Here is an 11,652-nt window from a genome sequence, read left to right as displayed (position 1 = left end):
ATGAGAAGGGAAACCTAATGAACAAGACCCAATTAATCGACTTTATCGCAGAGAAAGCAGACCTATCAAAAGCACAAGCAAAAGCTGCTCTTGAAGCGACTCTTGATGGTGTAACTGGCGCACTTAAAGAGGGTGACCAAGTTCAACTAATTGGTTTTGGTACATTCAAAGTAAACCACCGCGCTGCACGTACTGGTCGTAACCCTAAGACTGGTGACGAGATTCAAATCGCAGCAGCTAACGTACCAGCATTCGTAGCAGGTAAAGCGCTGAAAGAATCAGTAAACTAAGTTAGAATGCACCGAGGTATCCTGCCTCGGTGCAATTTCATGAAAAAACATCTACTCACTTCACTTCTCCTATCTAGCCTTACCCTTTTTGGCTGTTCGTCGGTTGAAACTCCTAATTTAGAACAATTCACGCATTTTTCTGGTGGTAAAGTTGCGGGAGATGCTAGCAGCTTGTACTGGATGACAGAGAAACTCACTCGTGTGAGTACGGCGGCTGATTATGTGACTATGGGGGACAATGGTTGGTTCCAGAGTGATTATCGCTGGGATGAAGGTGAGTTGCGAGAGTTGATTCGAAAAGGCGAGCAAGTTGATACCAAACAAGAGTTGGTGCCTTTTCAAATCCACATCCGTTTCAATAAAGATGGCGAAGCGGTTTACCAAAAATATCGTGTTAACCGTAAAGTCTTACCACTTCAGCATGACCAATTAGAGCGCTACAAAGCAGAAGCGAATGACGTAGTGGCATCGGTTAAGGCGCAGTCTCGTAACAATAAGAGCCTTATTCAAGGTTATTGGAATGGTCAATCGTTTGAAACCTGCAAAGGTAAGGTGTTCTCGACACTCGAGTTTAATCAGACGTTGCCAAAATTTATTATCGAGCGTCTCTCATCGGTAGACAGTTATGTGGCTTTTGTCGGCAAGCAGTCACGAAACAAAGCAATGGTCGATGAACTGTTGATGCTCAATGACGATGACTTTGATTGTGTTTCTCGGCCAACGTTGATCTCTGAATAAACATTGCTTCGCATTCTGTCGAACAAGAACAATAAAAAAGGCGCTGAGTGCGCCTTTTGTTTTTTGAGCCAACTTATGTTGTTTTTATTTTTCTTGCTCACGTGCAATTGCACGGTAGCCGATGTCGTTGCGATGGAACATGCCATCCCAACTGATCTGTTTTGCAAGCTCGTAAGCACGCTGCTGCGCTTCTGATACGCTGTTGCCAAGTGCGGTTGCACAAAGAACACGACCACCGTTTGTCACGATGTCGCCATCTTTGTTACCTGTACCAGCATGGAAGACTTTTTCGCCTTCAATTTCAACTTGTGGCAGACCCGAAATAACGTCGCCTTTGTTGTACGCTGCTGGATAACCACCGGCTGCTAGCACGATACCAATCGATGCTCGTGGATCCCACTTCGATTCCGCTTGATCCAGTTTCTCGTCGATTGCCGCTAGGCACAGATCAACAAGATCTGATTCCATGCGCATCATGATAGGTTGTGTCTCAGGATCACCGAAGCGGCAGTTGTACTCGATCACTTTCGGAGTGCCGTCTTTGTCGATCATCAGACCCGCGTATAGGAAACCAGTGTAAGGGTTACCTTCAGCGGCCATGCCACGTACGGTTGGGTAAATCACTTCTTCCATGATGCGGTTGTGGATTTCTTGTGTCACCACTGGAGCTGGAGAGTATGCTCCCATACCACCGGTGTTAGGACCAGTATCTTTGTCGCCTACGCGTTTGTGGTCTTGGCTGGTGGCCATAGGCAGAACGTTCTCACCATCGACCATCACGATGAAGCTTGCTTCTTCACCATCTAGGAACTCTTCGATAACGACACGACTACCAGCATCACCAAATGCGTTGCCTGCTAGCATGTCTTTGATTGCGTCCTCAGCTTCTTCTAGCGTCATTGCCACAATCACGCCTTTACCAGCAGCAAGGCCGTCGGCTTTCACCACGATCGGTGCACCTTGCTCACGCACGTAAGCCAGTGCAGGCTCGATTTCAGTGAAATTCGCGTAGGCACCCGTTGGAATTTGGTGACGAGCAAGGAAGTCTTTGGTAAACGCTTTAGAGCCTTCAAGCTGCGCTGCGGCTTGGGTCGGGCCGAATATTGGCAAACCTGCTTCGCGGAAAGCATCAACCACACCAATAACCAATGGTGCTTCTGGGCCAACGATAGTCAGTTCAATCGCCTTCTCTTTGGCGAAAGCAACAAGGCCAGCGATGTCTTCTACATCGATGTTTACGTTCTCTAGTTTTGGCTCTAGTGCTGTACCTGCGTTGCCTGGTGCAACGAAGATAGTCTCAACATTTGGGTTTTGCGCTGCTTTCCAGCCTAGCGCATGTTCACGACCGCCTGAACCAATGATTAAAACTCGCATATGAAAATCCCTAATCTTATAAATACTGTTTACTCAAAGTAGTTGGTGATGTGGCTAGGCAACAATTGAGCCCATCCCCGGGAGCATAGCCAGCTATGTGACCGGGGTGGGCGAAAGCAGCTAACGACGCCACAGTGCCAAATACGAAGAGGAAATTAGTGGCGGAAGTGACGCATACCGGTAAAGATCATCGCCATGCCGTGTTCGTCTGCTGCTGCAATAACTTCGTCATCACGCATAGAACCACCTGGTTGGATAACACACTTGATGCCCGCTTCTGCAGCCGCGTCGATACCGTCACGGAATGGGAAGAATGCATCTGATGCCATGACACAACCTTCAACCTGTAGACCTTCGTCTGCAGCTTTGATGCCTGCGATTTTCGCAGAGTAAACGCGGCTCATTTGGCCAGCACCTACACCGATAGTCATGTCGCTTTTCGAGTAAACGATCGCGTTAGATTTCACGTATTTCGCTACTTTCCAGCAGAACAGTGCATCTTTTAGCTCTTCTTCTGTTGGCTGGCGCTTAGAAACCACTTTTAGGTCGTCTAGGCTTACCATGCCTTGGTCGCGGTCTTGAACCAGTAGACCGCCATTCACGCGTTTCACGTCAAAGCCAGTTGTCTTAGTTGTCCATTCGCCACACTCAAGTAGACGCACGTTCTTCTTCGCTGCAACCACTTCAATCGCTTCAGCAGAAACAGAAGGTGCGATGATCACTTCAACGAATTGACGCTCAACAATAGCGGTTGCTGTTTCTGCGTCTAGCTCTTGGTTGAATGCAATGATGCCGCCGAATGCAGATGTTGGGTCAGTTTGGTAAGCACGGTTGTACGCTTCTAGGATGTCTTTACCTAGAGCAACACCGCATGGGTTTGCGTGTTTTACGATTACACATGCTGGCTCGTTGAACTCTTTCACACACTCAAGCGCTGCGTCCGTGTCTGCGATGTTGTTGTAAGAAAGGGCTTTACCTTGGATTTGGCGAGCAGTAGAAACGGATGCTTCTTGTGGGTTTGCTTCAACGTAGAATGCGGCTGCTTGGTGGCTGTTCTCACCGTAGCGCATGTCTTGCTTCTTCTCGAACTGTTGGTTGAACGTACGAGGGAATTTGCTCTCTTCATCACCTTCTTTGTTCTCACCGTAAGATGGAACCATAGTGCCGAAGTAGTTTGCGATCATGCCGTCGTAAGATGCTGTGTGCTCGAATGCTGCGATAGCTAGGTCGAAACGAGTTTCTAGTGTTAGAGACTTCTCGTTTGCGTCCATCTCTGCAATTACGCGGCCGTAATCACCTGCGTTAACAACGATAGTCACGTCTTTGTGGTTTTTCGCTGCAGAACGAACCATGGTTGGGCCGCCGATATCGATGTTTTCAACAGCGTCGGCTAGTGTACAGCCTTCTTTGGCAACGGTTTCTGCGAATGGGTATAGGTTTACGACAACCATATCGATAGGGTTGATGCCGTGCTTTTCCATCACGTCATCATCTTGGCCACGACGACCAAGCACACCACCGTGAACTTTTGGGTGAAGCGTTTTAACGCGGCCGTCCATCATTTCTGGGAAACCAGTGTAGTCAGAGACTTCAGTTACGGCGATGCCTTGTTCGGCAAGTAGGCGAGCTGTACCACCAGTAGATAGGATATCGACACCGCGCTCAGCAAGAGCTTGCGCAAACTCAACAATACCTGTTTTGTCTGATACGCTGATAAGCGCACGGCGAATAGGACGAGCGTTATTCATGCTTCCATTTTCCTCAAATTCACGGAGTTAAAGATGTTTGCCAAAAATGAACTTGTTTTTACCTCTTGGGGTAAAATATTGGCCAGTTTTGGTAAAGACCTTTGCAGGGTGTTTTCTGGTTAGAAAACAGTCTCCACATTTGATGGCGCGTATTCTAACCAATTTATTACAAAAAAGCTCGCGCAATCGTTTGGCATCTCAAAAATAATTGCAAAAAAGTCGTTCTTTAGCTTTAAAAGTAACGAGATAGTTAATAGGGAAAGTTATGTTTCAGATAGGTGAACTGGCAAAACGTTGTGGTGTGACTGCCGATACATTGCGTTTCTACGAGAAAAACGCGCTAATAAAACCCGCAGGGCGAAGCGAATCAGGCTACCGCTTGTATGATGAAGAGAATCAAAAGCAGGTGCACTTTATCCTCAAAGGTAAAGATCTTGGCTTGAGTCTGGATGAAATTAAAGACCTGTTAGAAATTAAGTTAGAAGCGACAGAACACAGCTGTGCAGAGGTAAAAGCCATTACTTCTGCTAAGTTAGAGCTGATTGATGGGAAAATTAACGAGCTGACGAAAATTCGCCGAGCGTTAAAGAAGATTAATGATGCTTGTTGTGGTCATACAGACGATGACGCCACACATTGCTCTATCCTCGCAGCACTTGAGTAGTCTCATTCTTGCATCACTTAACTTAAGTTTGCATTTTTGGCGACTTGCTTTTCTAGGTACACGCTGCTTTCCCACCTATAATCTTGCCTTTAGTTACTTGTAGGAATCGACCATTGTCTGATTCCTAGCGTAACGCTGTCTGTAGATACGAGAGTTTTCATACATGGTTGGAGTCTATTTTCAAATCAATGACTGGGTTTTGAGCGTTGATGAAAATAAGCTGTATCGACAAGATAGGGAAGTTACTGTTGAGCCACGCTTAATTAATCTTTTGCACTTCTTAGCGGAGCATGCGAATGAGGTGTTCAACCGCGAGGAATTGATTCAGTACGTTTGGGCTGGAGCGATTGTGACCGATCAAGTGGTGACTCAATCCATCTTTGAGTTGCGTAAGCTACTACGTGACGGTCGAGAGGAAAATACCAACTACGTTATCACGGTGCCCAAGCGTGGTTATAAGCTGGTAGCGAACGTGGTTACTATGACGCATGAAGAGTTTGTCACAAGTCGGCAAAATGAAGAGATCCCCCCTTCGGTTGAAGAATCGGAAGAGGATTGTCTACCTATAGCACCAGCCGTTACCTTTCCTGCCGGTCCTCTAACTCGCGCGGTCTGCGAGATGTCAAAAGAGAAAAAAGCACCTCAGAGCAAAAACAAAATCAGTCCTTGGCGATTGGGAATTATGAACTTCATCTGGATCAGTATGTTGGTCGTAGTGATGGGCGTGTTTACCTACAAGCAATCGGAAGTGCGTATTACCCAAGCCATCGATACCCATCTGATTGAGTTCAAATTTCAAGATAATTTTACGAATGAAGGATTAAGCTACGATTTGGCAGACGGATTCGCCCAAAAGTTGATGTCCGACATTGCTCAAGTCAGTGATTACCGAGTCATGCTAAAGAAGGCGTCGTTTACTTCTGGCATTGTGCCTGGTAAATCGGTTGTGGTGAGAGTTCGTGAGAATGACGGTGGCAGCTTTTTAGAGGTGGAATATCGCAATAACTCATCTGAAAAAGTGTTGTTTAGTCGTCAATACGCGTTAACCAGTAGTCATTTAAAGACAGTGCTTCAACAAGCATCGTTGGATTTGATGCAAGTGCTGAAAGTATCGGATGCCAAATTGAAATCTACGATGCTGGTGGCGGGAATGCCAATGAATCCCGACGCGTTGGAGTTGTTTGTTCAGGCTAACCATTACCTTAATGTCTCTGATACTAAACAATTCCGCCAAGGTATCGACTTGATGGAAAACATTTTAGAAATCGAGCCGGATAATGCTTACGTTCAAGCTGAGTTGTTGATTGCTTACCATGTACAAAAGGCACTTGATTTCTCACAGGAGTTGAAGAAAGGGCGAATGCAGCAGCTCAGTGAAGCACTAGAGACTAATGTGAAAATGATGGTGGGGCCAATTCAACCGCGAATTTATGAAGCTTTAGCACTGCACGAAACCATCATTGGTGACATGGCGTTAGCCAAGCGGCATCTCGGACAGGCATTGAGGTTACGTGATTCAGTGCTTTCCTATGTGATTCGCGGTAAGCACGCCGAATTGGATGGTGATCTGGATTTAGCCAGTGAGTCTTACAGTGAAGCTTTCTATATTGATACGTCGGTTGAGACGTACCTGCTGTGCGAAAACTTGGTCTTCCCAAGTAACATGAAGGCGATTGATTACGCCATGTATCGCGCCGTTCACCCTTCTGTCGTTCGAATGCTTTAATTCTCTCGGACTCAACGTCAGTCTAATGCTAGCCCCTCATTTCGGTGAGGGGCTTTTTTGTCGCTGTCGAAAAGTGAAAAGGGTGAGGCGGTGGGGCAATGACTTACGAAGGAGCTAACAGCGCAAGCTTGCAACGGGAATACATACCCGCTTTGCTTCTCTATCTCTATCTCTATCTCTATCTCTATCTCTATCTCTATCTCTATCTCTATCTCTATCTCTATCTCTATCTCTATCTCTATTGATTGTATGAAGTGTCTGGCTGAGTTATGTGGCGAGAATGATTTTGATGCTTTCTTGCAGGCGAGATGAATATTGATGTGGGTCAAAAAGCGCGATCAGGGAGAGATTTATGGAATCAACACTTCAGGGAATTAACCCTTCGGGATGGGGAAGTTGATAGAGGTTGATAACTTTTATCGCGATGACCAACGAGTTGATGAGAGTTTATCTATCGGTAGAAGGTTTGATGTTTTTCTTATAACCGTATGAATAATATAGTTTTATATTTTTGTGTTTATCATGTTTATCTCAACTTGATGTTGATGAACTAATCATTTTATTGATAACACCAAGTTTATTTTTTTCCCGATTTTTGGGCGTAGTCTTCACTTCGAAATTTAGCGAGGTCGAGAAGGTTCCTCCTCATAGCATCTCGCTAATAACCATTCAGTTTGAGTCATGTTGACTCGAGTAGAATAGATTTGGAGATGTTATGTCATCGAATGCGAAAAAAATCGGCCTTATTGCCTGTACGGGTGTCGTAGCCGGTAACATGATGGGTAGTGGTATTGCACTATTACCTTCTAGTCTTGCCTCTGTAGGCTCTGTTTCAATCTTCAGTTGGCTGATCTGTTTGGTCGGTGCACTGAGTCTGGCGTTCGTTTACGCTCGTCTGGCAACCAAAAACCCACAAGAAGGTGGTCCTATCGCTTATGCTGGCGAAGTGTCTCCGGTATTTGGTTTCCAAACGGGCGTTCTTTATTACCACGCGAACTGGATTGGTAACCTGGCTATTGCCATTACAGGTGTTTCTTACCTTTCAGTATTCTTCCCTGTGCTTAATAACCCAATTCCAGCAGGTATTGCGACGATTGCATCGGTATGGATCTTCACTTTCGTCAACCTACTTGGTGGTAGCTGGGTAAGCCGTCTATGTACGCTTGGTTTAGTTCTTATCCTTATCCCAGTTGTTGGTACAGCTGCATTTGGTTGGACGCACTTCGATACTGCGCTTTACAGCCAAAACTGGAACGTATCAGCAGGCACTGACAGCCACGCGGTAGTAACAGCGGTTCTTATCTGCCTATGGTCATTCGTAGGTGTGGAATCAGCAGCGGTATCGACGGGTATGGTAGAAAACCCTAAACGTACTGTACCACTAGCAACTATGTTAGGTACTGCTATCGCAGGTGTGATTTACATCCTATCAACTCAAATGATCAGCGGCATGTTCCCAGCGTCAGAAGTTGCGGCATCAGGTGCGCCATTTGCATTGGCAACCACTGAGCTATTCGGTAGCTGGACTGCACCATTCGTATCAGCATTCACAGCACTAGCATGTTTCACTTCGCTAGGTTCTTGGATGATGCTGGTGGGCGAGGCTGGTAAACGTGCAGCAAGCGATGGCAACTTCCCTAAAATCTACGGCGAAACTGACAAAAACGGTGTGCCTAAGAAAGGTCTAATCCTTGCGTCAATCAAGATGACTGCACTGATGGTTGTACTGATGTTCTTCAGCTCTAAAACAGCACACGCATCAGACCTGTTCAACCAGCTAACGACTGACGCAGTTCTACTAACAATGCTGCCTTACTTCTACTCAAGCATTAACTTGATTCGCTTCGAAGGTATGACAACACGCAACGGCTTCGTAATGCTGTTCTCTGGTGTGGCTTGTCTGTTCTGCTTCATCGCACTAGCAGGTGCAGAGGGCGGTACGCTAACAGCAACCTTCATCGTGTCTCTAGTTATCTTGATGTTCTACAGCAAAAAAGCAGGTCTTGCTCAGTACGTGAAAATGCACGCTGAAGACATGCCTGCCCAAGCAAGCAACTAATCCCCAAAACGCTGGCACTACGGTGCCAGCCCATAAAACCCAAATTCACGCGGCGCTCACCTTACTCATTGCCTGTAAATGGCAAAGAGCGCCCTCATTCGCCTTGGAGATGTCCAAATGAATATATTCGCTATCTTGAACCACATGGGTGTGTTCTTTAAAGAAGAGCCAGTTCGTCAACTTCACGCTGCTCTTGAGAAAGCGGGCTACGAAGTGGTTTACCCAGTAGATGATAAAGACTTGATCAAAATGATTGAGATGAACCCACGCATTTGCGGTGTGTTGTTCGACTGGGATAAATACTCACTTGAGCTATGTGAACGTATCAGCCAAATCAACGAAAAACTGCCTGTTCACGCATTTGCTAACGAACAGTCTACTCTAGACATTTCACTAACAGACCTACGTCTAAACGTGAGCTTCTTCGAGTACGCTTTAGGTATGGCTGACGACATCGCTATCAAAATCAACCAAGCGACTGAGGCATACAAAGATGCCATCATGCCTCCATTCACTAAAGCGCTATTCAAATACGTAGAAGAAGGTAAATACACCTTCTGTACTCCAGGTCACATGGGCGGTACTGCATTCCAGAAAAGCCCTGCTGGTAGCATCTTCTACGATTTTTACGGTCCAAACACATTCAAAGCGGACGTATCAATCTCAATGCCTGAACTAGGTTCTCTACTAGACCACTCAGGTCCACATAAAGATGCAGAAGAATACATCGCACGCACATTCAATGCAGACAGCTCGTACATCGTAACGAACGGTACGTCTACATCGAACAAAATCGTTGGTATGTACTCAGCACCTGCGGGCAGCACAGTACTGATTGACCGTAACTGTCACAAATCTCTGACTCACCTAATGATGATGAGCGACGTGACACCAATCTACTTCCGCCCAACTCGTAACGCATACGGCATCCTTGGTGGTATTCCACAAAGCGAATTCAGCCGCGATGTCATTGCAGAGAAAGTGGCGAAAACACCAGGTGCAACAGCACCAACTTACGCAGTAGTGACTAACTCAACTTACGATGGCTTGCTGTACAACACACAATTCATCAAAGAGTCGCTAGATTGTAAACACATCCACTTCGACAGTGCTTGGGTGCCTTACACTAACTTCAACCCAATTTACGAAGGTAAATGTGGTATGAGTGGTGAAGCGATGCCAGGCAAAGTGTTCTACGAAACACAATCAACACACAAACTGTTGGCTGCGTTCTCACAAGCTTCAATGATTCATGTGAAAGGCGACTTTGATAAAGAATCTTTCAACGAAGCATTCATGATGCACACTTCAACTTCACCTCAGTACGGCATTGTTGCTTCTACTGAAACTGCAGCGGCAATGATGCGCGGCAACACTGGTAAGAAGTTGATGCAAGACTCTATCGATCGCGCAATCCGCTTCCGTAAAGAGATCAAACGTCTAGAAGCAGAAAGCGACAGCTGGTTCTTCGATGTATGGCAACCAGAAAACATCGATACCACGGAATGTTGGAAACTAGACCCTAGCGACACATGGCACGGCTTCAAGAACATGGATGACAACCACATGTATCTTGACCCAATCAAAGTAACGCTACTGACTCCGGGGATGAATAAAGAAGGCGAACTAGAAGAATCAGGTATTCCTGCTTCGCTGGTGGCTAAATTCCTAGACGAGCGCGGCATCGTGGTAGAGAAAACAGGTCCATACAACTTGTTGTTCCTATTCTCAATCGGTATCGACAAATCAAAAGCAATGCAATTGCTACGCGGCCTAACTGAATTTAAACGTGGCTACGACTTGAACCTAACCATCAAGAGCTTCCTACCTTCACTATACAACGAAGACCCAAGCTTCTATGAAGGCATGCGTGTTCAAGAACTAGCACAAGCGATTCATGACCTAACTAAGAAATACAACCTACCTGAGCTAATGTACAAAGCGTTCGATGTACTTCCAGAAATGAAAGTAACACCACACGCAGCATGGCAAGAAGAGCTTCGTGGCAACATTGAAGAAATCAAACTGGAAGAAATGGTTGGCCGCGTAAGTGCGAACATGATCCTTCCTTACCCTCCAGGTGTGCCACTAGTACTTCCTGGTGAAATGGTGACTCAAGAGTCTCGCCCTGTGCTGGACTTCCTAGAGATGCTTTGTGAGATCGGTGCGCATTACCCAGGTTTCGAAACCGACATCCACGGTCTATACCAACAAAAAGATGGTAGTTACACCGTAAAAGTATTGAAGAACTAAGTTCCTCTCGAAGATGACGCCATTGGGAATGCAAGCATGCTCCACTCTTACGAGCTCAATGCGTCATCGAACAATAACGACATTTAGATATACCCCTAACTCATCTGTCGTAAAGATAAGGGCAAGGATGCTCTGATCTTTTCTTCTATATATAGAAGAAACACTTTTCCAAGACTTCACCTGAAGTACCCCAAATAAAAAGCAAAGACCAAAAGAGCAGTTCGTCATCGTTCTGCTCTTTTTTCGTCTTTATATAGATAGAAAGAGAAAAAAAGAACCAAGAGAGATAAGATCAGCAATCAAAATCACAAAGAAATCGGCGATCTTTTAATGCAGAAGTCAGGTGTTTCATCATGAAAAGATCCTCTGCAACCCGAAATATTAGACAAGATCGTTGAGTATCTATGCAGAATGCTCGTTATTTGTTCGGTTGAAGGTTTTTTTGCAAAAAACGCTTGTACTAATTTCTCAACTCCCTATACTGCGCATCCACCGACACGGAGTGAGACGAAAGTCACACAGCGAGTCGGAATTGAGAGAAAAAAATTTGAAAAAAATGCTTGACTCTCTCACGGTGTGAAGTAAGATACGCACCCCTAACGACGAGCAACTAAGTTGCTGAAAATGTTAGAAAAGCTCTTTAAAAATAAGAACCTATCAATCTGTGTGGGCACTCGTTGATGATAATCCAATTAGATATTTCTTTCTTAACGGAAAGCGGTGTCAAATTAGGTTTCAATGAAACGAAGTGACCATTGAATCGAAAGATTCAGCACAGTCAATTCAAACATTACTTTATG

Annotated in this window: 8 protein-coding genes; 6 read left to right on the top strand and 2 right to left on the bottom strand. The window is 45.5% G+C overall.

Features of this window, described 5'->3' with window-relative positions; all coding sequences use genetic code 11:
* The first annotated feature begins 17 nt into the window (after window positions 1–17).
* Entirely contained in the window at window positions 18–290 is a 273-nt protein-coding gene (gene hupA / locus R7P67_RS21105; RefSeq protein WP_005382524.1) for a nucleoid-associated protein HU-alpha, read from the top strand.
* Between the two features lie 39 nt (window positions 291–329).
* A complete protein-coding gene (locus R7P67_RS21100) occupies window positions 330–1,028 on the top strand; it encodes a DUF1481 domain-containing protein (protein WP_262654226.1) in 699 nt (232 codons plus the stop codon).
* Between the two features lie 84 nt (window positions 1,029–1,112).
* Here R7P67_RS21100 and purD read toward each other — a convergent pair whose 3' ends face one another.
* Window positions 1,113–2,402: a phosphoribosylamine--glycine ligase gene (gene purD, locus R7P67_RS21095; RefSeq protein ID WP_047102533.1), complete on the bottom strand. Its 1,290-nt coding sequence runs from the start codon at window positions 2,400–2,402 to the stop codon at window positions 1,113–1,115.
* 155 nt (window positions 2,403–2,557) lie between these two features.
* On the bottom strand, window positions 2,558–4,150 hold the full coding sequence (purH, locus tag R7P67_RS21090) for a bifunctional phosphoribosylaminoimidazolecarboxamide formyltransferase/IMP cyclohydrolase (protein WP_258641393.1): 1,593 nt from the start codon (window positions 4,148–4,150) through the stop codon (window positions 2,558–2,560).
* Window positions 4,151–4,415: 265 nt separating this feature from the next.
* Here purH and zntR point away from each other — a divergent pair, with 265 nt between their 5' ends.
* The 4 genes from zntR to R7P67_RS21070 all read left to right on the top strand — a co-directional run bounded on the left by zntR (window position 4,416) and on the right by R7P67_RS21070 (window position 10,852).
* The gene (gene zntR / locus R7P67_RS21085) at window positions 4,416–4,814 is read left to right on the top strand and encodes a Zn(2+)-responsive transcriptional regulator (protein ID WP_005382529.1); all 399 of its coding nucleotides are present in this window, start codon (window positions 4,416–4,418) and stop codon (window positions 4,812–4,814) included.
* Window positions 4,815–4,977: 163 nt separating this feature from the next.
* Window positions 4,978–6,540, top strand: a complete 1,563-nt coding sequence (cadC, locus tag R7P67_RS21080) for a lysine decarboxylation/transport transcriptional activator CadC (RefSeq protein WP_005382530.1) — start codon at window positions 4,978–4,980, stop codon at window positions 6,538–6,540.
* 715 nt (window positions 6,541–7,255) lie between these two features.
* Window positions 7,256–8,599 (top strand): cadaverine/lysine antiporter, encoded by a 1,344-nt coding sequence (cadB, locus tag R7P67_RS21075; protein WP_262654224.1) that lies wholly within the window; start codon window positions 7,256–7,258, stop codon window positions 8,597–8,599.
* Between the two features lie 117 nt (window positions 8,600–8,716).
* Window positions 8,717–10,852 (top strand): lysine decarboxylase CadA, encoded by a 2,136-nt coding sequence (locus R7P67_RS21070; protein WP_017635553.1) that lies wholly within the window; start codon window positions 8,717–8,719, stop codon window positions 10,850–10,852.
* Window positions 10,853–11,652 lie beyond the last annotated feature (800 nt).

It is taken from the genome of Vibrio sp. Vb0937, from assembly GCF_033338855.1.
This window is presented reverse-complemented; position numbering and strand designations above follow the sequence as displayed.

Excerpts from the sequence above, each read along its gene's own strand:
- R7P67_RS21100 (WP_262654226.1), top strand. The coding sequence starts at position 330 with ATGAAAAAACATCTACTCACTTCACTTCTCCTATCTAGCCTTACCCTT.
- hupA (WP_005382524.1), top strand. The coding sequence starts at position 18 with ATGAACAAGACCCAATTAATCGACTTTATCGCAGAGAAAGCAGACCTA.
- zntR (WP_005382529.1), top strand. The coding sequence starts at position 4,416 with ATGTTTCAGATAGGTGAACTGGCAAAACGTTGTGGTGTGACTGCCGAT.
- cadC (WP_005382530.1), top strand. The coding sequence starts at position 4,978 with ATGGTTGGAGTCTATTTTCAAATCAATGACTGGGTTTTGAGCGTTGAT.
- R7P67_RS21070 (WP_017635553.1), top strand. The coding sequence starts at position 8,717 with ATGAATATATTCGCTATCTTGAACCACATGGGTGTGTTCTTTAAAGAA.
- purD (WP_047102533.1), bottom strand. The coding sequence starts at position 2,402 with ATGCGAGTTTTAATCATTGGTTCAGGCGGTCGTGAACATGCGCTAGGC.
- purH (WP_258641393.1), bottom strand. The coding sequence starts at position 4,150 with ATGAATAACGCTCGTCCTATTCGCCGTGCGCTTATCAGCGTATCAGAC.
- cadB (WP_262654224.1), top strand. The coding sequence starts at position 7,256 with ATGTCATCGAATGCGAAAAAAATCGGCCTTATTGCCTGTACGGGTGTC.